This is a genomic window from Zobellella aerophila (assembly GCF_039539325.1).
Classification (GTDB): domain Bacteria; phylum Pseudomonadota; class Gammaproteobacteria; order Enterobacterales; family Aeromonadaceae; genus Oceanimonas; species Oceanimonas aerophila.
Window position 1 is genome coordinate 584,064 of record NZ_BAABCX010000002.1, and the last position, 24,247, is coordinate 608,310.

Consider the following 24,247-nt stretch of genomic DNA (forward strand, 5'->3'; position numbering starts at 1 on the left):
CATTTAGCTGGCGGTGCGCCACCATTATCTGCTGTAATGCCTCAGCATAATCACACCCATCCACCGGCACAGAGAAAACCGAGGAATATGAAGGGGGCATAGGGAATGCCACCGCCGATGTTCGGCGCCATGTATGGCATATGATTTTGCAGCCTCGCAGGCAGGCAGGGCCAGATATGGGATGACAGCAGCGTCCATAGCCCCAATCCAACCCCGGCGGTAACCATACAGGTTAATACATGCGGCGCATCACTTGCCAATGCCAGCCCAAGCAGCATTTTAAGATCTCCCGCGCCCATTCTGCCGATGATACAACCCGGCAATATAAGCAAGATCACCATGGCCACGGCGACCATCGCCTGGCCCGGAGCGGCACCGGTGAATGTTTCACCGGTGATCAACAAATAGCCCAGGGATATAGCCATGCCAGAAAAAGTGAGGCTATTGGCAATGCGTTTTTGACTGACGTCCTGCAGGGCGCAAACCCCGGCCCATGCAAGCAACACTGGATATAGCATGTGCCTGTCTCCAAACTCATTTTTTATAATACCAAAGCCGTCATGATAAATTCATTCTTAAGCGGACCATGCCGGCCTTAACCCGAACGCCGCGCCTCCTGGCGAGCGGGACGGAGATACAAACCAGCTGAATGCCGATCTCTGTATCCGACTCTGGATCTGCCGCCACTATCGTCCTAGTATAGCTTCGAGCGGAGCTTTTCCAGCGGTAATTGCCCCTGTGTTTGACAGCCGCATCCGTTGCATATCTGTACCCGGTTTTCATTGCCGCACTCTTTGCCCGACAAATTGGCTCAAGATACGAAACATGGCCTTTCTCTTAATTTTTTGATTGTTCAGACAAGAAAATTATTTAGCAACACCGAGCAAATACAACACAAAGCCAGCCGATGCTCCGTTTGCCGATAGCCATGAGGGAATCATGCTAAAAAGTTGGTTACATCGAATTCAGAAAGAAACCGATAGACCCGCAACCGAGTCCGACCTGATTCCGTCATCACAGCAGGACAGCCTGAATATCCGGCTGGATGGCCGCGGGTTAGTCATCCAATGTAGCGGACAGCTGAGCAGGGAGTTATCGCCCGCCCCAGCAGTAGCTGGCAGGACACTCGGTGACTACCTGCTCGCGCCTGCGCCGCTGCTGCAGGAAACGCCCTCCGCCTGGAGCAATCAATGCCTAGACCTCTGCTTTAAGAGAAAAAATGGCCAGCCTCTGTATACGCGCGGTTGGCTGACCCAGGCCGACGCCGGCTGGCGACTCACACTGACAGACATCACCGATATCGTTGGCAAAGTCAGCTTTTATGAACGCAAGGCCCAGCTGCTGACCTATACCATGCGCATCGCAGAGGCAATGCGCAGCAGCCGCCAGCTTCCGGAACTAACCCGCGAATTACTCGAGGGGCTGGCCCTGCGGCTGAGGATCCCCTGTATCGCCATTGCCTTGGAGGACGGCAATGATGGCTGGTCTCTTTATCAGCATTATTGTTTGCCCGGCACCACTCCCCATTGGTGGGACGAATATAAAATAGGCCCACGGTTGAGCAAGCTGGATTACTCTGGGCCAGTGTTGCTTTCTCTGGATACCGCAAGCAACGCCTCTGAGCGGCTATGGGCCATTCCCTACCGGGCCCAAAACCGGATCTGCGCCTGGTTGTTATGTGCCGGCTACCACGCCGCACAAGAAGCCCCCTACCTCAACTCGGAGGAATGGACCCATATTGGTGCCCAGATCACGGCTCCGCTCCTGCACAGGCTTCAGGAACAGCAACATGATCAGGAAGTTGCGCGTTACAACGCGTTGCAACAGTTACAAAACGTGGGCTGGTGGGAATACGATCCGCAACTGGAACTGTTTCATATAGCGCCGCATTTGCTCCGGACCTTGGCACTGCCCGCCACCGAGGCGGTCTCCCTGTCCCGGTGGCTGGAATTGCTGGCCCCGGCGGACAGGGGCGAATTTCGTATCCGCCTTACGGAAGCCAGTGCAGGAAAATCCTTCAGCCAGCATGTTCGCCTGCAGATAGACGGCGAACTCCGCTGGTACCGGCTTGATATGCAGGCGCAAATCCGGGAGCAAGCGCCTTGCCTGGTCGGCACCCTGCTCGATATACAGGATCTCAAGCAACAGCAAACCGAGGCGCAAACCGCCAACACCCGGCTCGAGTCCCTGGTGGACAGCGCACCGGCCATCATCTATGTACAACATTATGTAGAAGGAGCCTTGAAACCGGTATTTTTCAGTGCCAGCCTGTACTCGGTGCTGGGTTGGTTGCCGGAGCAGGTACAGCAAGAATCCATGGCCGCCTTTGTTCATCCGGATGACAGGGACACCTTTTATCAATGTACCCATACCCTGCTGACCGAAGGGGTGGCCAGCTGCCGTTACCGCATACGAGATAAACAGCATGACTATCACTGGATGCTGGACGAAGCCCGATTGCTGCGGGACCAGTGGGGGCAACCGATAGAAGTCGTCGGCCTGTGCATCGATATCACCGATGCCACCATCGCCACGGAACGCCTGCGTGACAGCGAGGAGCGTTACCGGGTACTGGTAGAAGACTCACCGGCGATGATCTGCCGCTATCGTCCCGACCTGACGCTGACCTTTGCCAACGCCTTGCTTACCCGTTATCTGCGGGTCACTCAGGAACAAACGCAAGGTGTGAGTCTGGCGCTTTATCTGTCGGCCGAACAGCTAAGTGCCTTTCGGGAGCGACTGAGTACCCTGACCCCGCTCAACCCTATCGCCAATGCTGAAATCTGCCTGCACCTCCCCGACAGGGAACCCCTCTGGGTCGTCTGGGCCGAACGGGGGATCTTCGACGACAAAGGTATCCTGTGCGAAGTTCAGGCCGTCGGCCGGGATAACAGCGAAGTCTACAAAGCCAGGCTGCAGCTTTATCAAAGCACCAAAATGGCCATGATTGGTGAAATGGCCACTACCCTGGCCCATGAAATGAACCAGCCCCTGAATGTCATGCGTATCGCGCTGGTCAACCTGCTGAGACGCATGGAAACCCAAGCATGCTCACCGGAATATATCAAAAATAAACTAGAACGCATTGAAAGCCAGATAGTTCGCGCCTCCCGCATCATCGAGCATATGCGCATTTTTGGCCGGCGCTCGGCCCTGGAGAAGTACCCTTTCGATCCACAGAAAGCCATAGAAGGGGCTTTGTCACTGACCCGGGATACCCTGGAACAAAGCGGCATCGAACTGACGATCAAGGTAGTTCCGTTACCCCAGGTATGTGGACACCTCGATCAGCTCGAACAGGTATTGATCAACCTGTTGGTCAATGCCAGGGATGCCCTGCTCCAATACAAGAGCCAGCAGCCCACGCTCAATCCCCAGGTTATTATCAGTGCCAATTGTCACGACCACAGCGTCCAGCTGCAGGTAGAAGACAATGGCGGAGGCATAGCCCCCCACCAGCTGCCGGAAATTTTTGAACCCTTCTTCACCACAAAACCAGCCGGACAGGGCACGGGCCTGGGGTTATCGGTAAGTCACGGCATAATACAGCAGATGCAGGGCACGCTGAGCGTCGAAAATACCGGGAAGGGAGCCCTGTTCACCATCGTCATACCGGCAGAGCCGCAGCCCACCACTACCATGCTTGCCAAGACATAAGCGTGATATATCAGGTTGGACTCATGTTGATGCGGGGCTTAAAATATAGAGGCATGAAAAAACAGTTATTTAATATTTTAAATAACCTATCCGGGGAACATAAAAAACCTAACAATATTAAAATATCAGCAAAGTATGTTCGGATTAACGTTTATACCAGACACGACTCTCGCCGTTATTTCCAATACCTACAGCAAAGATGAACCCGGCCCCGATTCGCACGCCACTCATAGCCGAAAAATGCCACGGCCCGGTGGGAAAGAGTAAAAAACAACCTAGAATTGTTCAAATTAAGGTTATAGTGCACGATACTCAAACAGAACCATCACAAAAAAAGAACATATAACTATGCGTGACCTGAAACCTCAAAAATTGCTGATCGTCGATAATGAGCCACTGATCACGGAAGAACTCGGTGAATTTTTCACTGACCATGATTATCTGTGCCTTTGCTGCCACTCGGCTGATGACGCTATCCAGATATTTTCCGACACTCCCGATGTTCACATCGTGCTCAGCGATCTGCACATGCCCAGCAAAAATGGCCTGCAGCTGCTCCAAGAGCTCATGCTGATTGCAAGCCGGGAACAACGCCCTGTTGAAGCCATTCTTTTTACCGGAAAATCGGAAAAAGACGATGTCATTATGGCATTGAAGGCGGGTATCGCCGATTTCTATCAAAAGCCCCTGGATATGGACGAACTCGCTGCCGGTGTGCGCCGTCTGGCGGCTCGCCTGACGAAAACCCAACAACAGGTATCCATCAGCGGATTGAATGAACGGGTGCTCCGGCTGACCGAGTCACTGCAGGAGCTCTGCCAGGATATTAATCATCTGCACCAGGCACCGGAGCCGGCGCAAGATACAGAATATACGACGCCCCAGTCTGCCCTGCTTGCCAAGCTATCACCCCGACAGCAAGAAGTAGCCCTGCTGATTGCCAAAGGAATTACCAATTATCAAATATCCCATGAGCTGGGCATTACAGAGAATACCGTCAAACTATATGCGTCCCAGATTTTACGGCTCACCAATATGAGTAACCGTACCCAGCTGGCTTTGGCGCTGGCGGAACATCAGGGCTGAGCAAACCGGCGCCCCTGACACTAACGGGGTTCCGGTTTACCTTCGACGGGCAGGTATTCAGGGAGTAAATGTGCCTGCGGCCTCCTGATCATAGAACTCGGGCACGGGATGCCTGTAACTTTCCAGCCAGCGCTTCATGATAAGCTCCCGTTCTGCTGGGGTAACCGTCTGAATATGCTCAGAGGCCACCTGGCCTTCCCGCTGCAATTGTAACCAGATCCCGGTCTGTAGCCCCTTATGCTCCGCCCCCAACCCAGGTATCTGCGAGTTGTTGGCACTTGCCATGCCCGGCGTGCTCAGCAACAGGACAAGGCTGATCAACCTTTTCTTATTCATTTTCCCCTACCTCCAAGTCCGTTTTCAGGATCCCTGAACCGCCACAGCGGCTCAGGGTGAAGACGCCCGCCTAGGTTCGAGGGCGCCTTCTGATGCCCTGGCTCTACTTAACGCGCCAACCCGCAATGGCGCGCCAGTTAAATCTATGGGCTAGATACCTTGTCGGGGCGTATCGGCGTTACTGATGACGAGAGGCACTATGGGCCTAGAGCTAGCGGTGCGCACCCTTTGTACCCCCTGAACCCCACTCGGCATCCGGGGTATAGCTGCGGTTTCGGTTGAAACCTCACCCTCACTTGCCGCCGTATCTTCCCGAACCTGCCGTCCCTTAGGCTGGCTCATTCCCTTGTTGTTGTCTGCGGGTTGCTGGGTAATACTTCGGGCCGCAGTGGTCGGTGGCGAGAACTCAGATGCGGCGACCGCCACTGTCTCCGATTCGTTGGCCGGCACTCCTCCCTCGGCCGCCCGCTTGACGATGTCCTCCTGCTGCAGCATTTTCGCCCTGGCCACAGCCTGCTTATATTGCCGAGTCGACAGTTGATAACGGGACACCAGCTTGCCCGCCTGATCGAGTTTGTCCTGATAAATCAAGAGCGTCAGCAGGTTCCCGGCCGCACGCTGTTCACTTTCATTAAGCTCGAGAGCCGTTAGCAGTTCGAAGCGCGCCTCATCCAACTTACGTAAATTCAGATAGACAATCCCGAGGTCATTGCGCATAGCGTCGTTGGTTGGTTTCAGGGCAATGGCTTTTTGCAGGTAGGCAAGCGCCTGTTCATCGCGATTAGCGGCCACCGCCATCTGTGCCATGCCATGGTACCCCTCGGCAACCAGACAAGTATCCAGCAGGCTCTGATATAGCTCCTCGGCTTCGGGTCGATTAAGCAAACGCAGGATCTTCGCTTTGCCCAAGCGAGCCTCAGGTAACGTATTGGACAATAGTTCAGCATTCGCCAGCGCCGCATGTAAGCGCCCGCTCTCCGCCATTTTCCTCGACAAATTCAAGGCCAGCTCCTGTTCCTTGTCTAAAGGTGTACAGGCAGCCGGTTGAGGCAATTCTCTCTTGATCAACCAAGGCGAGTAGTTATTCGTTATCTTGCCGTCATCGCCAGTGGTGGCAGCACAACCACTCAATGCCCCGACAACCAGCAGTAAACCAGTGACTCGCGTCATCCCATATCTCCAATCGCCCGAACAATAGCAATAAACCCCGGGCCCGCTAGCACAATCAGTAAAGCCGGAAACAAAAAGGCGACCATCACGATCGACATTTTGGCCGACATTTTCGATACTTTTTCCTGTAAGTTCGTCACCCGTCGCTCATCCAGCAGCTTCTTCATCGACAACAACGAAGCCATGGCGCCGCCGCCCTGCTGAGCAAGCTGTTCCAGGACAACAAAACAATCTGTTAATTCATCAACATCCATCAGCTCGGCGGTGCGACGCAATTCGCTTTGCAGATCCAGACCGGCATCAACCCGTTGCAACAGCTGGTGCAATTCATCTGATAACACCGGCAGTATATGACGCCCTTCCGTCGCCAGAACCCTCAGCGCTTGCTCCACCATCATACCGACTTCAAACAAGATACGGAGCAAGGGCAAGGCAGATGAAATGTCTTCTGCCAACTGTGCCTGCCGTTTTTTTACCGCACTCGCCAGGATGCGCTTAGGTATTAAATAACCCGTACCCAGCGCAAATAACATGGGTATCCAGGGCTGCGTCAACGGCTCGTCCCTGAACAAGAGTAACACCTGAACCAGCAACGCCAGCAACAGGGGCAAACCCAGCTGAATAACCATAAACAGCGACTTCCGGCTACTTTTCCGCCAACCAAGCCGGTCGAGCAGCAGCCGTGTCTCACTGTCCACATTAAGGCTGCGCTGGCCCAGCCGGCTGCTGCCAAATTCACGCAGCAATCGTTCTTTTTCAGCTCCCTCGCCTTTGCCCAGCCGGTGCACGACATCGCGCCTGGCTTTCTGCTCACGCCATACCAACAACAATAACAGCATGGCTCCGCTGGCCAGCAGTAAAGCACTGATAATAAGCCCGTTCATTTCAGATACTCCTCAGCATACGCCACAGCATGAAACTACCGAGGGCCTGAAATATCAACGCGCTTAACAACACCAGCTTGCCAGCAGGATCCTGCCATAATCCCATTAAAAACTCCGGATTAGAGACAAAAATATACGCCGCCATGGCCAGCGGCATGCCGCCCAATACCAAGGCACTGATCCGGGTTTCTCCCGTCATGGCCCGCAACTGATGGGATGCATTCTCCCGTTCCCAGATCAGGCTAATGAGATTCTGCAGCACTTCGGTCGCATTCCCGCCGTAACGCTGGTTGACCCTCACTCCCAACGCCAGTAGCCTGAATTCAGGCTGCTCATAGAGTTCGGCAAAGCTGTCCATCGCATCCCCCAAGCCCCCACCTCGCTCGATAAAACGGCGACTCCGGCCCATACCCCGCTGCAAAGGATTAGGGGCGCTATTCATCGCCAGCAAGGTGGCATCCCCCAAGGTTCGGCCGGATTTAAGGCTACGGATCATATGATCCAGCATCTGGGGAAGTTGGCTGACCATCTGCTTTACCCGCCGCCGATAGCGGAATGACAAATATAAACGCATGGTCAGGAGGGAGCCTAAAATTGCCAGCAACAGCAGCTGAAAGCCTCCGAGCAAAAACATAAAAAACAACAGGCACAGCCAAATAAAAAGCACCAGGGCTATTAGCCAAAGCGGTGGGTCAATTCCCGCCCTCAGCAATTCCTTTTCAATCCGGCCCAGTTTTTTTTCATCTGCATACTCCTGATGTTCAGCTAGGCGAACCGCGATCGCTTCGGCATTGGCCTTAAACCAGCTGCGCCGCAGCATGAGCAGTCCCGCCAACAGCAAAACCAGGGAAATCAAGCCAAGCAGCAATGGCAAGCCCATAGGCACCTCTCAGCATCCATTAGTCGGGTATGAATCATCATTCAACCAGGCATTAGAATATCCGCTTCAGCTTTTCTCCCGCCGGGTTGACCGCCTCACGCGCAAAGGCCCCGTTACCCTGTCGATCGATACGGAACAGCGTATTGGTCACGTACTGATCTTCCCTCAACATGACCACCTCGAGGATCTCACTCACACAACGCCGGCCATCAGCCAGCCGGATCAGCTGCACCACGACGTCGATGGCAGAACAGATAGTCTGGCGCAATGTCCGTTCGGCTACCTGCACTCCCGACATCCCCACCAGGCTTTCCAGCCGCAACAGGGCATCCTGGGCATTGTTGGCATGCAATGTGGTCATGGAGCCGTCGTGACCGGTATTCATCGCCATTAACACATCCAGCACTTCCGCCCCCCGGATTTCCCCCAGGATGATGCGGTCGGGCCGCATCCGTAAGGCATTGCGCACTAAGTCGCGGGCGGCCACCTCCCCGTGGCCATCCGCATTGGGAGGCCGGGTCTCCAGCCGTACCACATGCTCATGCTTCAGCTGTAGTTCGGCGGTATCTTCGATGGTGACAAGCCGTTCCCGCGGCGATATCAGCTGACTCAGCATATTCAGCATGGTCGTTTTACCCGTGCCGGTACCACCACTGACCAGGATATTGCAACGTTGTTTCACCGCCAGCTCCAGGAACTCGAGCATCGCTTTATCCAGCGAGCGAGAGGCCAGCAAATCGGCGCTCCTCAGCATATCCTGCCGAAATTTACGTACCGACAATGCCGCTCCATCTATGGCCACCGGCGGGATCACCGCATTTATCCGGCTACCATCGGGCATGCGGGCATCAACCATGGGGGCAGATTCATCCAGGCGGCGGCCTATGGGGGCGAGGATCCGCTGTATTACCCGTAGCAGATGCGCCTCGTCAATAAAGCGCAGCTCGCTTTGCTGCAACACGCCTTTACGCTCGACAAACACCCGATGGGGACCGTTAACCAGAATTTCGGTGACCGACGGGTCCCGCAACAACACCTCCAAGGGGCCGAAACCGATCAGCTCATCCACTAGCTCTTCGGCCAGCTGATCCTGTTCATAACGGGAAAATGCCAAATGTCGGGCACGGATATAGTCGCCTATCTGGCTGGTCACAAACTGCAGCAGCATCAGGCGACTGCCGTCGAGCAAATTATTATCTTCATCTTCCAGTGCATCGATAAGATAGCGATGCAAGGCTCCCTTAAGCGCGCTGGAATGAGTGATACCGCCATGATTGCCAAAGAAAAGATCTCGACTCATTCTGCCACCCTTATCAGGCGTTTCAGCCAGCTGACGGGCCTGCCTTGAGCGACGGGCTTAGCGGCTATACCGGCCAAGCGCCTGAGCGCACGGCTCAGCGGATCTCGCGGGGCGATTTGAAACAGGGTACGCCCCTGATTCTTGACTTGCAGCCTGAATGCCGCACTGAGCGGCAAAGCCGACACCAAGGGCATATTGAAAGAGCCGGCCAGGACTTTCGCATCCGGGGCCACGCTTGCTATATAACGGTCGACCAACAACTGGCTATGTTCCAGTTTCACGCCTCTTTGGCGCCATTCGGCCAGCACCTCCAGGCTACGCTTACAGCAGGAAACACTCTGATCCACATACCAGTACAGACGCTGGCTGTTACCGACAAAGGTGCGCAGCGACTCGCTGTCCGGCTGGCCACAGAGGTTGACTATCACCTGTCCGAAATTCTGCCGCAGGGCGCCGAGCAACAGATACAGCTCGGCCGAATGTATCCCCGACAACGGCTCATCCTGCCTGTCGTGGGCCAAGACCTTAAGCCCGCTGCCGTGCTGGCAGAAAGCACTCTCGATCAGGCTGGCGTCCAGCCGGCGCAAATTGCGCAGTGCATCGCCAAAATAAAAGGCCGTTTTCAGCCCCAGTCCCTCGAGGCTTTCGCCGTAGGGAATGCCCAGATCCAGCAGCAAGGTCGAGTCCCCGCGTTGCTGGCAACTCAGCGCCAGGTGGGCTGCCACCAGGGCCGCATCCGTGTCGGGCTGGGCCCCATAAAGCAATGTCAGCTCTCCCTGTTTTTTCTGTATCGGCAACTGGGGAAGGCGCTGCGACAGGCGACGTACCAAGCCCTGAACCTCACTGCTGCGCATGCCGTAGGTAATAAAATCTCGGGCACCGGCGCGCATGGCATGGATGACCAGCTGGTTATCCATGCCGTCACCCAGACCGACCACTGTCACAAAAGGCTTCGCTTCCAGCAAACCTTCTATCACTCCGCACTGCGCCACCATATTCTGTTGTTCCAACCCGATAAACACCAGGCTGCTTCCGGTGACATCGACCAGGCTAAGCAGGTCATCCAGTTGTTCATTTACCGCCAGCACCTGCTGCGGTGACAGGGCCGTCTGCAGCCATTCCACATCGGCCTGATTGTGCGAATAAACCAGAAAGGTCTGTTCCATGAACTCTCCCTTACATTGAGAGCCCGCTGCGCTGATCGAAGTCGCCATTCTCTAGAAACAGCAGCTCAAACGCATTGGGCTCATACTGACGCAGGTGTTCGCCGGGCAGTTCGGGCAGTCTGGCCTCCGCCGCCAGCGGCTGCACCAGATGCGGAGTCACTATCATCAACAACTCTTTTTCTTCTCGCTCGATCCGGGAAGAACGGAAAAAACCGCCAAGGACCGGAATATCGCCCAGGCCGGGCAGCTTATCCACCGATGAGAAATTGCGGGCGCTCATCAGGCCACTGATCACAAAACTTTCACCATCGGCCAGCGATATGCTGGTATCGGTACGCCGTACATCCAGTGACGGTACCGTCGTGCCCTGAATAGAGACGCCGGTATTAAAGTTCAGCTCGCTGACCTCGGGCGATACTTTCAGCAGGATGCGATCCTGGCTGACCACGGTCGGTGACAGCGTCAGCCGGACTCCGAATTCTTTATACTCGATGGATACCGAATCGCTACCAGTACTGGGTACTGGCACCGGAAACTCGCCACCCGCGAGAAAACTGGCACTCTGGCCACTGAGCGCAACCAGGCTGGGGCTGGCCAGGGTATAGGCAAAATTGCTGTTTTCCAGGGCATTCAAGATCCCCAAAAAATGCTGGCTGCCGCCGCCCCAGACGATGTTAAATCCTTGATTGGACAGGGGCACCCTATTGTCGGAGGGAATGCCTCCCAAGGGTACACTGGCAGGGGAACTGCCCGGCGACGTGAATAAAAAACTGCCGCGTTGCCCGAATAAAGAAATGCCCACATCCTTCAGCTTGCTGCGGTTTACCTCGACAAACCGGATATCGGTCTGCACTTGGCTCGGTAACGCCGCGGTGCCGTCCTGCGGCCCGCCGACGGCCGCCATCGCCTGGCTTGCCGGGCCCCTTACGAACACCATGCTCTGACGCGGCGCTGCGGCACAGCGCGTCCAGATGCTGATATTGGTTGCCCCTTCCCGGATACCGGTTAACAATAGTGATCGCTTGCCGGTCAGGCGTATATCCGCCACCTGGGGATCTCCCACCGCCAGCCGGATAATGGGCACTGGCAGCCTGAGTTCATCCTGCATACCCTGGTTAATTTCCAGCGTGCTGGGTGCCGGCTCCAGCAAACCGCAGGAATTAGCGTGCGCCCCGGCGGACAGCAGGATATACAATGTCCCCAGGACGACCGGTGACCGTAATGCTCGATAAGAAAAAATGCGGTTCTTCATGGATGCTGCCTGTTTAAGGAGTCTGTCGGGACACGTCCGGACCACGATAAATATTGATCCCTGCGGGCCTGCCGGATGCCAGCCCCTGTTGCGGACGCCTGGCCTGGCGTAAGGCCAGCTTTTCAAATTGGAACAGCTGGCTCTCCATCTCTTTCAGCTGGTCCGTGGGCAAGCCGTTTGCATAGTAACCCGCCAACAATTGTTCATCGGCACTGCGCACCGCCAGCCGCAGGGTGCCGACCTGAGTGGCCAGCATAAAACGGGTCAGCAGCTGTTGCGGTACCGCCAGCACGGCGGTGCTGGCCGGTACCTCACGCCGCCGTCCCTGCTCCTGTTCCTGACCGGCGGGGGTATAAACCACAGGCTCGCCAGCGACAGTGGTCCCCAACGTTTTTCCGTAGCTTAATACCCGCAACGCGGGCACGACGACCTGTGCGGTCTGCTCCGGATTGTTGTCGCTGTCCCGCAGATAAAGCAGTACGTCGACATAATCCCCTGGACTGATGAATCCCCCTCCGGCCACCACCTCATCGACGGCAATGGCAAGTGCCCGCTCTTTGGGCCCGATCATGCGCGCCAGCGGCCCTCCCTCCTCAAAGCTAGCCCTGCTGAGTACCACTCCAGCCGGTAAGCCCCGCCATACCTGCCGGCCAATCAGCTCGTCTGGGGAGTCAAAGCTGTCGGGCGGCGCTATGCGTAGCCGCTCCACCATCAGATCATCGGCCGTGATCGGCACCAGCGGCGCCAACTCCCGGGCCAGCACCACCACAGGGCTGCGTTGTTCCTGATCTATTCTGGCTTCTACCCGTTCGGTCAGCGGCAGCGTTTTGGCCATAGAGGGCTGGGCCACCGACACGACGGCAGGAGCCTGAGGCGCATGGCTGAGCTTCAGGCCCTGATAACCGGCAGCAACAGCGCCGACCAGCAGTAAACCGGCTAACCCCAGAGTCAGTCGACTATTCATGCCCCGCTCTCCTCACATTGGTCAGTAAACCTAAAAATCGCCTGATAACGGATTTTTGAACGATGATACGCTTAAGGAGGTATTACATGCTTTGTTAGCACAACATATGAACGATAAAGGCCTAAATATTTTTTTAGCCAGCTATAGATCATAGATATAGAGGACACCATGACAGATGGCAAAACTTAAAGGACGTTAACAACGTTAAACCAACAACGCTCACAACACCATAAATTTTAAGCTGTTTTCACTCGCCTAATGGTGCCCACACGCCAACTGATTAAAAAAAAACCAATTAGACCATATTAAAATAATGAATATAACTAAAGATATAATACTTTTTATATATTTATAATTTACAAAAAAGTACTAACATGACAATGGGTATATATTGAGGAGAGATGTATATCCGCAGCCCTGCCTCTGCGCACTATAAGGATATGGATATGGATATGGATATGGATATGAAAAATTATCTTTTACAGCAGTATATTAAACTGAAATTATTACTCAAGAAAGAAGATGGTGCTTCTGCCATCGAATATGCCATTATCGCGGGCTTTCTGGCACTAGCAATCATCACTGCCGCTAATGGACTGGGTGTTGATATTGGCACAGTATTTGGCAATATCGGCGACACATTGGAAGCAAAAATCCCCGCACCTCAATAATTAAATAATAAGTGCGCCCTCAACACTGTCTAATATGCCGTGACCAATAGCAGGAACGGTACCACGGATCCCCTTGGGAGGCCGTGCGGCTATCCCGCTATTCGGCCTTGGCTGCGATTATCGACAATTACTCAGATTATCACGCCATTTATCGATATAAAGCCCTGCCAAGCAAGGGCTTTATATTTTTTTATACTAGCGAACTATAAGTTATAACTCAGGCTAAAGCTAAAGCGGGGGTCCCGGTCGGCGCTGTCTATCACCTTGTCGCCCATGGGACGGGACACTTCCAGCGCCAGGTTATAGTAGCGCCGATCGCTAAAGCGCATGCCCAAGGCATAGGACGATAGCTGCGAGTCTATGCCGTCGTCGTTAAACCAGGTCCGGGCTGCATCTGCCGCCGCATAGGGCTGAATCAACCGCAGCCAAGACTGTCCCGGGTGAAGGCTGTAACCCAGCTCGTAACCGAGGCCCCAACCTTTGTCACCATACGCCTGCTCGGCCGGATAACCACGACCGAAGTTTCGGTCGCCGAACAACACCTGTTCACTGGTTGGCAGGGTGTCCTCGGACCAATAGAAAGCACCAGACAGCACACTTTGCCAGTTGTCATCGAACACATTGGTCTGTACACCGCTCAGCCGCAAGCGCAGGAAATCCAGATCGTGAAACCGGCCACTGGATTCATTCAGAACCTTTACATCACTTTCCGCCCCCAGCGCATCCAAACCCTGGTACAGTCCGCCGCTGGCGATACGCAGCTGGTTTTGCTCCGCTATTTTCCATTCGCCTTCCAGCGCCAGCGCCCGGACCTTGCTCTTTACTTTTATCGCATCAGGCACGACGGGCAAAGGGGTCAGGCGGGTAAAGTCACGCTCGTCGTTAACCGCATAGATACGGGCACCGCCGGTCAGGGTCTCACTGGGGGAGGCTTTAAAGGGGTGGGCTATGCCTATTGAGAACCGATCGTTTTTACGGCTCATTTCGGTGTTGGCCACGCCGACCGGATAGATCTTATCGGGATCGCTGCGATAGGCGGAAACATAGCCGTTTAAGCGGGTCCCCTCGTCGCCGATAAACTGGCTGTAATCAATCCGGGCATAGCGTTCGTCATCGTCTCCGGGGGGAAGCAGGGTGCTCAGGGTGACTTGCTCCCCCACCGCGGTATGTGAATTGCTAGTCGCCGCAAGCAGTACTTTCGCATCATCCCTGTTGCTGTGACTCAGGTTCGCGCTCATGGCAAAGGGCTTGCGCACGGCTTCGGTGACCAAGGTAACGGCACCATCGGTCGTGGTTGGCGCCGGTACATTGGCACGCAGCGTCACTCCTGGAATTTGAGCCATCAGCGTGGTATAGCGCTCAAAACTTTCTTTTCGCAGCGGCCGTTCATTGATCAGCTTCGCCGCCAGCTTGCCGATATGGTCTTCAACCGGCCCCACATCGCCACGCATTTCATGATCCGCAATATAACCTTCCACCAGGATCAACCGGACCTGGCCATAATTCAGATCCTGGGCGGGAATGACCGCGTAGGATAACGCATAGCCGTCATCCTGGTAACGCTTGGTTATGCGGTTTGTTATCGCCATCAGATGGCCCAGCGTGACTTCTTTGCCTATCAGGGGGGTAAACAGCGCGGCTATTTCCTCGAAGGGATAAACGGTCCCCCCTTCTATTAGCACGTTATCGAGTTGAATCACTGTCCCCATCGGCAACTCTTGCCGCTGCGCCGCCGGCAGCTGTGCTGTCGTTGATTTCGGCCGGTATTCCTCTGCCGGCAGATTCTGGCCAGGTAAGACATTATCAATATTATTACTGTTCAGATACGCTGGTGCATTAGCCGATGCATGATTGATATACAGCACCGCCAGCCCAGGCAACATAAGACAGATGAGAGGGCGCATTAACCAGACTCCTAAACATCAGACCTCGCCAGCGGAGGCAAAAAATACAGCCGTATAAATATATCGGCGACTATTTTCACAAGATATATATGACAACAAAACTACCTTGGAGGCTATTATTGTCTGTTGCTACAAGTCATGGGGTAACAACACCTTAAAATAAAACGCAGCAGTCGCTGACCCGGCTGCTGCGTTTATTATGCGAGTATATTACTCGTTAGTTGGCATTAGCAATATTATTGTCTCATTTAGAGCCCAGCACACCACCGAGCAAGCCGCCGCCAGTGGTTACCCCACCGGCCAGAACACCAACCGTATCGGTGACACCACCAAGCAGGCCACCCTCACCATCGCTCAGGCCGCCGGCCGAGCCGCCGAGCAATCCGCCCTCACCGCCGGCTAGGCTGTCGGTCACCCCGGCTACCGTATTGGTTACCCCGCCGAGTAGGCCATTGCCTCCACCACCGAGCAGACCACCGGTCACGCCGCCAAACAGGCCGTTACCTCCACCGCCGAGCAGGCCACCGGGCGTGCCGCCGGTCAACCCTGCTACCTTATCGGCCACCCCGCCAAGCAGGCTATTCCCACCGCCGACCAAGCCGCCGGTCGTACCGCCGAGCAGACCTCCCTTACCACCGGTTAAGCGGTCGGTCACTCCACCTAGTGGGCCGCCTGTAACGCCACTTAGATCATCGAATAGACCGTATTCACCATCTGTCGTGCCGCCGAGCAGGCCTCCTTTGCTGACAGTTAAGCCACCGAGCAGGCCTCCCGCGCCATCGGTAAGACCGAGCAATATATCATTAGCGACGACCAAAACAGGAGTGACTGTCCCCTCTTCACCGATCAGTGTCTTGGACAGATCACCAAGCAGCTGTAGCCCGCCTTCCTGGCCAGTTAGTCCCTCTATCACTCCGGTAACAGGTGCCAGCATCCCCGCATGAGGGTTAATCAGTCCATCGACTAGGGTGTCGGCCGGTTCCAGTGCTGAATTGTTTACCAAGACCGACACTCCGCCTTGCGCATCGGTAACAAGGCCTGTGCCCATTTCAGCCGATGCCAAATCGGTAGTTAGGCTTTCCACGGCGCCATCGACCGCAGCAATCGCACCGCCAACAGTGTCTGTTACCGGAGATAATGCCGGGTTGGTGACCAGACCGTTAACTGTGTTCACCACTGGGCTCAGCACTCCGTTTGCATTCAGCAAGCCGCCGGTCAGATCCCCTACCGGCTCTAAAGTACCACCCTGGCCTGTGGTTTTATCGACGACCCCGGTGACAGGAGACAGCAATCCCCTAGTCGGATCGACCAGGGTATTGGCCAACCCATTAACCGGTGACAGGCCATCATCTGTCCCGAGCAGTTGCTCGAGCGCCCCCTGTACGTCATCAACAGTACCAGTACCTGCGGTACCTTGAGTCAGGGTGTTATTCACTAAATCAATAACAGGAGACAAGGTACCATCGGTACCGGCCAGACCATCGACCAGCCCTCCGACGGGGTGTAGCTTCCCCTCTTTGCCGGTTACATTTTCAAGCACGCCGGTCACGGGGGCCAATAGCCCATTTTCACTGTCGACCAGGTTATTGGCCAGATCCGAGGTTGGAGCCAGTACAGAATCATCGGTCACATTCTTGGTCGTCGTCTGTACCCCACTTACCGCCCCCCCCGAACTTTTACTGCGACTATCTCCACTGCCATCCCCACTACCGCTCCCATCACCGTTGCCATCACCACCGCCATTGCTAGTACCGCCGCCGTTAGCGCCACCGCCATCGGGATTTACCGTTGGGTCTGTCTTGTCCACACTTGTAAAATCGCCCCGGGTTGTACCGGTACAACCCGCCATCATTGCCAGGGATAACATCAACGCCAGCGTCATGCCTGTTTTAGGCACAAATATATTTATGTTTTTCATAATATTATCGCTCCCTGATATTTTATTTTTTTGAGTCAATTTTCACCACAAAGAACACCAGAGGAAATCATGCTCATTTAACACACCACAATCGTTATAGGTAACACGCCCATTATCGGCAACCCTAACATTGGTATTAATCAGTGCTAAGCATATGCACACACCCCTGCCACCACATGCAACAACGACCATTTCAACCCAGGCGGGATGCCGGAAATAAAAATTTAAGAAAAACAGGCATTAGGTGAGCCATTCAACAGACATCGTCAAAAAACATTTAATTGGTTATAGCCAGAAATGAATATATACATATATAGTTTCCCCTACACCAAAGTGAAGGAAATAATCTATGATTATGACTTGATATAAAACTCAGATTTCCTGGAGCATTACGATGCAAATAGCTGTTCCGAATAGTAGATCACTAGAGACAGCGACCGGGTATCGGGGAAGCTCAGACCCTCTGCGCCAGGGATGGTGCAGCGGAGCCCTCAAGGACGAGTGCATGGCGTGTTTGCATGTGCTACTCGGTCGATGTCGCAGTATTAGGAACAGTTATTTACCCAAGCGGCCTTATGCAAGTCGTTATTCGAGTTATAAATGCAGGTAGCACAACAATAAATCGATTGCTTTTTGATCAAACAAAGCCAACTGAGCAAAAACCATGCAGAAAGTCGGGAGAATATAAATTGCATCAACATTCGAGCAAACGACCGCGAGGGGCAGCAAGCCTTGAGTTTGCGTTTATCTTTGTGGTCATCTTTATGCTTTTTTACGGTCTGGTCAGCTACACCATGCCGCTGCTACTGGGGGCAGCCTATCAGCAGCTGTCTGCCGAGGCATTGCACGAAGCGGTACGTAGCCCGAATATTTATCTGATTACAGCCGACGGCGCTGCCAGCGCGGCTGACCATACAGGGGTAAGTAGAGTTATTGAAGAATCCTGGCTGCCGGAACAATGGGCTAAAAAATGCACCGGCTATGCCGATAGTTACTTAAAGGTCAGTGGCGGTGTGTGGAGCGTATGTGTTCGTAACGATAACCCCGGGGCTATACTACCAACTTTTTCTGTCTTTGGCTGGCAAGTACCGCAACTGCCCGATGAAATCAAAGGCGAAGCCAAACTGCGTATTCGCTAACTCTGCCATTCAGGAGCTGTAATATGGTCAGGCCCCATCCATCTCGTCAATCAGGTGTATTCAGTATCCTGGCCGCCGGTACCCTGTTGCTGGCGTTAAGCTGTCTGGTGCTGGTGCTGGACAGTGGCCGCCTGTATATGGAACAGCGTAAACTACAAAAACTGGCTGATTCCGCCGCGCTGGAAAGCATTGCCCGTCTCCCCTCAGGAAACTGCGCAGATGATCCCGACGGCCTGGTGCTGAGCCATGCGCAGGATAATGCGGCTATCAATGACTTTTTAACGAATGAACAACAGTCGCTAACCACCCGCTGTGTGACTATGAACACTCAGGATGGCGTCAATATTCCTGCTGCTCATGCCGCAGGAAAAGCGGTGCAGACCACAGCCATTGAAACCGTACCCGCCAGCCTGCTGCTCAGGGCTGGCAGCCTGTTTGGCTTAAATGCCAACAATACCGTGACCTTGCAGGCACAAGCCGTGGCCACGCGGGAAAATGAGCCGATAGCCGCCTTTAGCATCGGGGCACAATTATTAAAAGTAAGTAACGGGGGGCTGCTGGGACGGGTGGCCAGCGAGGTGGGATTAGATATTAACAACTTAACCGTACTTGATAGCGATGGCTTGGTAAATGCCCGTATTACTACCGCCGGCCTATTAAAGGCATTAGGGGTTAATATTTCTATTTACGAGTTAAAAGCATTAACTCCCGCAGGGTTGGTAGAGCGCATTCATAGTGAGATAGGGATAGTAACCGCAGGTCAAATCCTAGCTGCATCGGCACAATTAATTTCCGACTCAACCCTTAAAAGTGATTTGGATGCATTGAGCATCGATATTCTCGACAGTGATATTCAGGATGTCATCATCAACCTGTTCAGCACAGAAGATGAGCCTGGGCTATTACAATTATCCAGTACCGATCCTGCCGGTGCTGCGCTAACGACAGCGGTAAGCCTGGGGGAGTTACTCAAAACCACCATACTCATCGGTGCCCAGGGCCGAGGGTTGATGATCCCCGATTTAAACATGTTAGGCATAGCTAATGTAGAGCTGGGCATAGTCGAGCCACCATCGATTGCTGTCGGCCCTGTGGGCACAAAAGCCTACAATGCGCAGGTGAGGGCCTATATTGATATCAACTCCGAAGAGTCGCTTCCCGGAGGGTTGTCCAAATTGAGTGGAAAGTTCGTCAATATACGCCTCCCCCTGTGGATCGATGTGACGACAGCGGAGGCCACATTCGATAAGGCCATCTGCACCGAATCTCCTCCCAGGGCCGATATGTTTGTCACCTCAACAATCCTCAATGTTTGTCTTGGCAGTATGCCGGAGGAAAGTAAGTGGTCACAATCACAAGGCTGCGAGGTAGGACTTGAAAAGGTGGATGTCGTCACCATACTGGCTGGCAGCATATTAAAAATTCCGGGCAGTGCTCATATCGAAGGCTTGTCTCATTCAGAAACACTGGAAGATGTCATGGTCAACGAAAGCCGCCCTACCGGGCCGAACGGCCTGGCGGTAGGCACCACGGTTGATAATATAGTCCAGGGACTAAAAGAGGCAGTTATCAGCATAATCAGCTCGGATAAAAGCAAGGGGCTACTTGGTGGCTTTATCAGTAGCATATTTAATATTTTAGACTTTCTTACTGGTGGCTTGTTGGGCACCGTCAATACAGTATCAGCTAGTATCATAGCGTTGGTCACTCCCATGCTAGATGAGGCAGGAGAAATGATATTGACGCCCTTATTGAGTAGCTTGTTAGGCAGCGATGCCGGTGCAGGAAAGTCGTACCTTGAACTGTACGAGTTGAACTGCGGTGCCCCCCGCCTGGTGAATTAAGGATAAACGGTGCCAAAATACACCTCGAAACACCAACAGTGCGGAGCCGTCGCCATCGAATTTGCGGCGCTGTTCCTGGCATTTTTTATGGTGCTGTATGGCATTGTGGCTTACAGCATACCGCTGCTGCTGGAGCTGAGCTTTCGGCAGCTGAGTGCGGATGCTGGCCGGGTCATTTACCGGGTCGATCCGGCCCGGCCCCAAGCCGACTACGTAGCGGTCGTCGCTCGGGAAGTCAACGAGGCGGTCGGCAACAGCTGGCTACCCGAGTCCTGGCGGCATGGCAATTGCCCGACACCGGCAACCGCCAGTGAATATAACTGGCAGCCGCTGCCCAACGAAAATGGTGCCAGCTATGGCCATCTGGCATTAGATGAAAGCACTCCCCAAAATCCCCGTTATATCCTCCATACCTGTATTCAACGGGGCTACAATCAAAACGGTGATATACAGGAAAGAGCCATCATCCCCATTATTAGCCTGGCCGGGGCACGTATACCCAGCCTGCCACAAAATGAGCAGGGAAAGACCATCATCAGAGGCGAAACCATTACCCGTTTATAAGTGTTTCAATTGCCCGCCATCCTGAACAAAAATCGGCTCCCTTCTTTGTTCGTAACAAGTCTGTTCGCAACAAGGCCGGGATAGTCCCGGCCTTGTTGCGACAGCTTAGCGCTACCATCTGTGCCCTGAAGGGGGAGACACCACTTCATAGCCCCGACGATAGGGGCGGTAGTAATTACCGCTGTGGTAGTAATAAGGGTCGCCGCCGAGGTTGAAGCTGACATAGCCGCCGGGCAGGCCGTGCACTATGGTGCCCAACGGCAGGGTCACCGAGATGCTGGCCCCCGGTGATCTGTGCTCCCGGTAATAATGGCGGGGCGGCTCCCGGTAATAATAGTGCTCCACCACCCTCACCCTGCGCGGAGCATGACGATAATGGCTCTGGTATCTGTGGTGCTTATGGTGTTTATAATGCTTGAAGCGCTTGTTGTGGTGCCTGTCGTAGCCCCGGTCGTAGCCCCGGTCGTAACCCCGGCCATGACCGCGTTCATCCCTGTCCGCCATCGCCTGGGGTGCCATCAGACCGAATGTCAGCGCACTCAGCAGGGGTAACAACCAGCGGCAACGTCTGGATATCTGATGAATCATTAGGTATCTCCTCTCTCAACCGGCCCCAAAAGACCTATCGGCTTGACTGCCGATTCGCTAGAGATACCTTAATAATGGGTCAAAGCCGACGATAAGGACAGCCGTGCCTCTGGCCGAGCGTCAGCCTGTGACGGGGGATACCCAGGGAGTAACCGCTTATCTCAACCCGAAAGCAGCTCAGGCCTGGGGACTATTGATCGAGAAAACGACCCTGCATCATTTCCCGTTCGCGCTGACATTCGGCCAGATAGATGGCGGCCACCACGGCAGAGTGACAGTGATAATCATCAACGGCTTTCGATACCATCAATTCCAGGGTTTTATCGTTCTTGGCCATACGAAACTTACGCAGCCAGTAAAACTTGTCGGTCAATTCCCGATCAAGGATTTTCTCTTCTATCATAGGTGGGAAGGAATCCAGTGAAACAATCGAAAAGGGAGCCTTGACGGCTCCCTTAAGTATTAACGGCTTTTGGGCACAAAGCCAATCACATCATATACCTTTTCCAGGGTCTGTACAGCCTTGGCTCGCGCCTTGTCGGCTCCCTGGGTCAGGATCTGCTTCAGCTCGGTTTCGTCTTCCCGGAACTCATGGAAGCGGCGCTGTATCGGCTCCAGCACGGTCAGCACCGCCTCGGCGGCCTCAGTTTTCAGATGGCCATACATCTTGCCTTCAAAATGCCGCTCCAGCTCGGGGATAGTGCGGCCGCTGGCGCCGGACATCAGGGTCAGCAGGTTGGACACGCCGGCCTTGTTGGCCACATCGAAGCGGACCGTAGGCGGGTCTTCCGAATCGGTCACGGCCCGCTTGAGCTTCTTGGCGATGACCTTGGGATCTTCCAACAGGCCAATGAAGTTATTAGTGTTGTCGTCGGACTTGGACATCTTCTTGGTCGGATCCTGCAGGCTCATGATGCGGGCGCCGTCTTCGGGAATAAAGGGCTCCGGCACGCTAAAGACATCGCCATGGAGCTGATTGAAGCGATAGGCGATATCCCGGGACAGCTCCAGGTGCTGTTTTTGATCGTTGCCGACCGGTACCTTATTGGCCTGATATAACAGGATATCCGCCGCCATCAGCACCGGGTAGGTAAACAGGCCGGCATTGATATTTTCCGCATAGCGACTGGATTTGTCCTTGAACTGGGTCATGCGTGACAGCTCACCGAACTGGGTATAGCAGTTCAGCACCCAGCTCAGCTCCGCATGCTCGGGCACATGGGACTGAAGAAAGACGGTGCTCTGGGCCGGATCCAGGCCGATGGCCAGATACAGGGCGGCCGCGTCGAGACAGGCCGCGCGCAGGGCTTGTGGATCCTGGCGCACGGTAATGGCATGCATGTCGACGATACAATACAGGCAGTCATAGTCCTGCTGCATCTTCACCCACTGGCGGAGGGCCCCCATATAGTTGCCTATGGTCAGCTGACCGGAAGGCTGGGCGCCGCTGAATACGATAGGTTTAGCCATACTTATCCTTTATCTTTCATTTTTAAGCCAGCAGTAGATCCACCAGCTGAGAAAAATCATCCATTACCCAATCAGGCTCGCTCTCGGCGATGGGACGGCCATAGTTATAGCCATAGCTCAGTCCCACCACCGCCATGCCTGCCGCCTTGGCCGCCAGCACGTCGTTTTCCGAATCCCCGACCATCAGGCACTGGCTTGGATCCATATCAAAATGCGCGCACGCATGCAGTAAGGGCGCCGGGCTGGGCTTTTTCTCGGGCAGGCTATCCCCCCCCAACACCAGGGAGAACAACTCACCCAGCCCGGCCGCCGTCAGGATGGCCGGCACGAAACGACTGGGCTTATTAGTCACCATCGCCAGGATAAACCCGGCCCGGTGCAGTTGCCCGAGGACATCCACTACCCCAGGATAAAAAATCAGCTGCCGATCCGCCACCCGATCATAGGCGGCATCGAAGGCCGCCCTGGCCCGGGCCAGCTCGGCCGGCGCAGGTGCATAGTCTGCTTCCCTACCGGCAAGCAACGCCCGCCGGACCAACATATCGGCGCCATTGCCAACCCAGCCGCGTACTGCCTCTACCGAGGCCGGGGCACGATCCAGCTCGGCCAGCATGGCGTTGACCGCCAGGTGCAGCTGGGGTACGCTGTCGATCAGGGTGCCGTCCAGGTCAAACTGGATTAATTTGACCGCCGGCTTAGCCATGGGCCTGGGCCAGCTCGTTGCGCATCTGCTCGATCACCGCCTTGTAATCGGGCTTGCCAAAGATGGCGGAGCCGGCCACAAACATATCGGCACCGGCTTCGGCTATCTCACGGATATTATCGACCTTGACACCGCCGTCGATTTCCAGGCGGATATCGCGGCCGCTGTCATTGATACGGCGGCGTACCTCACGCAACTTGTTCAGGGTCGAAGGAATGAAGGACTGACCGCCAAAGCCGGGGTTGACCGACATCAGCAGGATCACGTCCAGTTTGTCCATCACATAATCCAGGTAGCGCAGGGAAGTGGCCGGATTTAACACCAGGCCCGCCTGACAGCCATGCTCCTTGATCAGGCTCAAGGTCCGGTCGATATGGTCCGAGGCTTCGGGATGAAAGGTGATGATGGAGGCACCGGCCTTGGCGAATTCTGGCACCAGGCTGTCCACCGGTTTGACCATCAGATGCACATCAATCGGTGCCTGCACCCCATAATCCCGTAATGCCTTGCATACCATGGGGCCTATGGTCAGATTCGGTACATAGTGGTTGTCCATCACATCGAAGTGCACCACATCGGCACCTGCATCCAATACTCGGTCCACTTCCTCCCCCAGACGGGCGAAGTCGGCGGACAGAATAGAGGGTGCAATCAGATAGTCTTTCATTGGGGATCCCTTAAGCGCAAAAAACGCACCAATTCTACCTCAGCGCACGGTTATTCTCTAGCGAGGCGGCTATGCTGTCGCTAA

General features: G+C 54.6%; 22 protein-coding genes. 6 read left to right on the plus strand and 16 right to left on the minus strand.

From position 1 onward, the window contains the following. Window positions 1–50: 50 nt before the first annotated feature. Window positions 51–518, minus strand: coding sequence for an A24 family peptidase (locus tag ABD806_RS10355; protein ID WP_344957596.1), 468 nt, complete (start codon window positions 516–518; stop codon window positions 51–53). Between the two features lie 421 nt (window positions 519–939). Here ABD806_RS10355 and ABD806_RS10360 point away from each other — a divergent pair, with 421 nt between their 5' ends. Together ABD806_RS10360 and ABD806_RS10365 are read left to right on the plus strand one after the other, a co-directional pair. Next, window positions 940–3,657, plus strand: coding sequence for a PAS domain-containing sensor histidine kinase (locus ABD806_RS10360; RefSeq protein ID WP_344957598.1), 2,718 nt, complete (start codon window positions 940–942; stop codon window positions 3,655–3,657). Between the two features lie 348 nt (window positions 3,658–4,005). Continuing rightward, entirely contained in the window at window positions 4,006–4,743 is a 738-nt protein-coding gene (locus ABD806_RS10365; protein ID WP_344957600.1) for a response regulator, read from the plus strand. A 57-nt stretch (window positions 4,744–4,800) separates the two neighbouring features. Here ABD806_RS10365 and ABD806_RS10370 read toward each other — a convergent pair whose 3' ends face one another. The 8 genes from ABD806_RS10370 to cpaB form a co-directional block, all read right to left on the minus strand. After that, window positions 4,801–5,079: a DUF3613 domain-containing protein gene (locus ABD806_RS10370; protein WP_344957602.1), complete on the minus strand. Its 279-nt coding sequence runs from the start codon at window positions 5,077–5,079 to the stop codon at window positions 4,801–4,803. 150 nt (window positions 5,080–5,229) lie between these two features. Then, window positions 5,230–6,249: a tetratricopeptide repeat protein gene (locus ABD806_RS10375; RefSeq protein ID WP_344957604.1), complete on the minus strand. Its 1,020-nt coding sequence runs from the start codon at window positions 6,247–6,249 to the stop codon at window positions 5,230–5,232. After that, entirely contained in the window at window positions 6,246–7,133 is an 888-nt protein-coding gene (locus tag ABD806_RS10380; protein ID WP_344957606.1) for a type II secretion system F family protein, read from the minus strand. Before ABD806_RS10380 ends, ABD806_RS10375 begins: the two co-directional genes overlap by 4 nt. 1 nt (window position 7,134) lies before the next feature. Beyond that, window positions 7,135–7,953 carry a type II secretion system F family protein gene (locus ABD806_RS10385; protein ID WP_344957608.1) on the minus strand — a complete coding sequence of 273 codons (819 nt, stop codon included), beginning with the start codon at window positions 7,951–7,953 and terminating at the stop codon, window positions 7,135–7,137. A 112-nt stretch (window positions 7,954–8,065) separates the two neighbouring features. Then, window positions 8,066–9,313 carry a TadA family conjugal transfer-associated ATPase gene (locus tag ABD806_RS10390; RefSeq protein ID WP_344957610.1) on the minus strand — a complete coding sequence of 416 codons (1,248 nt, stop codon included), beginning with the start codon at window positions 9,311–9,313 and terminating at the stop codon, window positions 8,066–8,068. Then, window positions 9,310–10,479 carry a CpaE/TadZ family protein gene (locus ABD806_RS10395; protein ID WP_344957612.1) on the minus strand — a complete coding sequence of 390 codons (1,170 nt, stop codon included), beginning with the start codon at window positions 10,477–10,479 and terminating at the stop codon, window positions 9,310–9,312. The genes ABD806_RS10390 and ABD806_RS10395 overlap by 4 nt, the downstream gene beginning before the upstream one ends. A 10-nt stretch (window positions 10,480–10,489) precedes the next feature. Further along, the gene (locus ABD806_RS10400) at window positions 10,490–11,731 is read right to left on the minus strand and encodes a type II and III secretion system protein family protein (RefSeq protein WP_344957614.1); all 1,242 of its coding nucleotides are present in this window, start codon (window positions 11,729–11,731) and stop codon (window positions 10,490–10,492) included. 13 nt (window positions 11,732–11,744) lie between these two features. Further along, window positions 11,745–12,695: a Flp pilus assembly protein CpaB gene (gene cpaB / locus ABD806_RS10405; RefSeq protein ID WP_344957616.1), complete on the minus strand. Its 951-nt coding sequence runs from the start codon at window positions 12,693–12,695 to the stop codon at window positions 11,745–11,747. A gap of 446 nt (window positions 12,696–13,141) precedes the next feature. On the opposite strand from cpaB, the gene ABD806_RS10410 reads away from it, so the two are divergent. Next, the gene (locus tag ABD806_RS10410) at window positions 13,142–13,366 is read left to right on the plus strand and encodes a Flp family type IVb pilin (RefSeq protein ID WP_344957618.1); all 225 of its coding nucleotides are present in this window, start codon (window positions 13,142–13,144) and stop codon (window positions 13,364–13,366) included. Between the two features lie 203 nt (window positions 13,367–13,569). Here ABD806_RS10410 and ABD806_RS10415 read toward each other — a convergent pair whose 3' ends face one another. Together ABD806_RS10415 and ABD806_RS10420 are read right to left on the minus strand one after the other, a co-directional pair. After that, complete coding sequence (locus tag ABD806_RS10415) at window positions 13,570–15,075, minus strand: ShlB/FhaC/HecB family hemolysin secretion/activation protein (RefSeq protein ID WP_344957620.1); 1,506 nt, start codon at window positions 15,073–15,075, stop codon at window positions 13,570–13,572. Between the two features lie 439 nt (window positions 15,076–15,514). Next, window positions 15,515–17,227 (minus strand): hypothetical protein, encoded by a 1,713-nt coding sequence (locus tag ABD806_RS10420; RefSeq protein WP_344957622.1) that lies wholly within the window; start codon window positions 17,225–17,227, stop codon window positions 15,515–15,517. A gap of 479 nt (window positions 17,228–17,706) precedes the next feature. On the opposite strand from ABD806_RS10420, the gene ABD806_RS10425 reads away from it, so the two are divergent. Genes ABD806_RS10425 through ABD806_RS10435 form a run of 3 tightly spaced genes read left to right on the plus strand, consistent with a single transcriptional unit; the run spans window position 17,707 to window position 20,735 of the window. Beyond that, window positions 17,707–18,327 (plus strand): TadE/TadG family type IV pilus assembly protein, encoded by a 621-nt coding sequence (locus ABD806_RS10425; RefSeq protein ID WP_344957624.1) that lies wholly within the window; start codon window positions 17,707–17,709, stop codon window positions 18,325–18,327. 23 nt (window positions 18,328–18,350) lie between these two features. Beyond that, window positions 18,351–20,171 (plus strand): pilus assembly protein TadG-related protein, encoded by a 1,821-nt coding sequence (locus ABD806_RS10430; protein ID WP_344957626.1) that lies wholly within the window; start codon window positions 18,351–18,353, stop codon window positions 20,169–20,171. Between the two features lie 9 nt (window positions 20,172–20,180). Next, window positions 20,181–20,735 (plus strand): TadE family protein, encoded by a 555-nt coding sequence (locus tag ABD806_RS10435; RefSeq protein WP_344957628.1) that lies wholly within the window; start codon window positions 20,181–20,183, stop codon window positions 20,733–20,735. A 111-nt stretch (window positions 20,736–20,846) separates the two neighbouring features. On the opposite strand, the gene ABD806_RS10440 is transcribed toward ABD806_RS10435, so the two are convergent. From ABD806_RS10440 to rpe, 5 genes are all read right to left on the minus strand, one after another. Then, a complete protein-coding gene (locus ABD806_RS10440; protein ID WP_344957630.1) occupies window positions 20,847–21,323 on the minus strand; it encodes a DUF6515 family protein in 477 nt (158 codons plus the stop codon). 190 nt (window positions 21,324–21,513) lie between these two features. After that, the gene (locus tag ABD806_RS10445) at window positions 21,514–21,726 is read right to left on the minus strand and encodes a hypothetical protein (RefSeq protein ID WP_344957632.1); all 213 of its coding nucleotides are present in this window, start codon (window positions 21,724–21,726) and stop codon (window positions 21,514–21,516) included. Window positions 21,727–21,785: 59 nt separating this feature from the next. Next, complete coding sequence (trpS, locus tag ABD806_RS10450) at window positions 21,786–22,793, minus strand: tryptophan--tRNA ligase (protein ID WP_344957634.1); 1,008 nt, start codon at window positions 22,791–22,793, stop codon at window positions 21,786–21,788. A 22-nt stretch (window positions 22,794–22,815) separates the two neighbouring features. Beyond that, a complete protein-coding gene (locus ABD806_RS10455) occupies window positions 22,816–23,496 on the minus strand; it encodes a phosphoglycolate phosphatase (protein WP_344957636.1) in 681 nt (226 codons plus the stop codon). Then, window positions 23,489–24,163 carry a ribulose-phosphate 3-epimerase gene (rpe, locus tag ABD806_RS10460; RefSeq protein ID WP_344957638.1) on the minus strand — a complete coding sequence of 225 codons (675 nt, stop codon included), beginning with the start codon at window positions 24,161–24,163 and terminating at the stop codon, window positions 23,489–23,491. Before rpe ends, ABD806_RS10455 begins: the two co-directional genes overlap by 8 nt. Window positions 24,164–24,247: the final 84 nt, after the last annotated feature.

Excerpts from the sequence above, each read along its gene's own strand:
- ABD806_RS10425 (WP_344957624.1), top strand. The coding sequence starts at position 17,707 with ATGTGCTACTCGGTCGATGTCGCAGTATTAGGAACAGTTATTTACCCA.
- ABD806_RS10360 (WP_344957598.1), top strand. The coding sequence starts at position 940 with ATGCTAAAAAGTTGGTTACATCGAATTCAGAAAGAAACCGATAGACCC.
- ABD806_RS10400 (WP_344957614.1), bottom strand. The coding sequence starts at position 11,731 with ATGAAGAACCGCATTTTTTCTTATCGAGCATTACGGTCACCGGTCGTC.
- ABD806_RS10365 (WP_344957600.1), top strand. The coding sequence starts at position 4,006 with ATGCGTGACCTGAAACCTCAAAAATTGCTGATCGTCGATAATGAGCCA.
- cpaB (WP_344957616.1), bottom strand. The coding sequence starts at position 12,695 with ATGAATAGTCGACTGACTCTGGGGTTAGCCGGTTTACTGCTGGTCGGC.
- ABD806_RS10415 (WP_344957620.1), bottom strand. The coding sequence starts at position 15,075 with ATGGGGACAGTGATTCAACTCGATAACGTGCTAATAGAAGGGGGGACC.
- ABD806_RS10355 (WP_344957596.1), bottom strand. The coding sequence starts at position 518 with ATGCTATATCCAGTGTTGCTTGCATGGGCCGGGGTTTGCGCCCTGCAG.
- ABD806_RS10390 (WP_344957610.1), bottom strand. The coding sequence starts at position 9,313 with ATGAGTCGAGATCTTTTCTTTGGCAATCATGGCGGTATCACTCATTCC.
- ABD806_RS10455 (WP_344957636.1), bottom strand. The coding sequence starts at position 23,496 with ATGGCTAAGCCGGCGGTCAAATTAATCCAGTTTGACCTGGACGGCACC.
- trpS (WP_344957634.1), bottom strand. The coding sequence starts at position 22,793 with ATGGCTAAACCTATCGTATTCAGCGGCGCCCAGCCTTCCGGTCAGCTG.
- rpe (WP_344957638.1), bottom strand. The coding sequence starts at position 24,163 with ATGAAAGACTATCTGATTGCACCCTCTATTCTGTCCGCCGACTTCGCC.
- ABD806_RS10445 (WP_344957632.1), bottom strand. The coding sequence starts at position 21,726 with ATGATAGAAGAGAAAATCCTTGATCGGGAATTGACCGACAAGTTTTAC.
- ABD806_RS10440 (WP_344957630.1), bottom strand. The coding sequence starts at position 21,323 with ATGATTCATCAGATATCCAGACGTTGCCGCTGGTTGTTACCCCTGCTG.
- ABD806_RS10380 (WP_344957606.1), bottom strand. The coding sequence starts at position 7,133 with ATGAACGGGCTTATTATCAGTGCTTTACTGCTGGCCAGCGGAGCCATG.
- ABD806_RS10370 (WP_344957602.1), bottom strand. The coding sequence starts at position 5,079 with ATGAATAAGAAAAGGTTGATCAGCCTTGTCCTGTTGCTGAGCACGCCG.
- ABD806_RS10410 (WP_344957618.1), top strand. The coding sequence starts at position 13,142 with ATGGATATGGATATGGATATGAAAAATTATCTTTTACAGCAGTATATT.
- ABD806_RS10385 (WP_344957608.1), bottom strand. The coding sequence starts at position 7,953 with ATGCTGCGGCGCAGCTGGTTTAAGGCCAATGCCGAAGCGATCGCGGTT.
- ABD806_RS10430 (WP_344957626.1), top strand. The coding sequence starts at position 18,351 with ATGGTCAGGCCCCATCCATCTCGTCAATCAGGTGTATTCAGTATCCTG.
- ABD806_RS10375 (WP_344957604.1), bottom strand. The coding sequence starts at position 6,249 with ATGACGCGAGTCACTGGTTTACTGCTGGTTGTCGGGGCATTGAGTGGT.
- ABD806_RS10395 (WP_344957612.1), bottom strand. The coding sequence starts at position 10,479 with ATGGAACAGACCTTTCTGGTTTATTCGCACAATCAGGCCGATGTGGAA.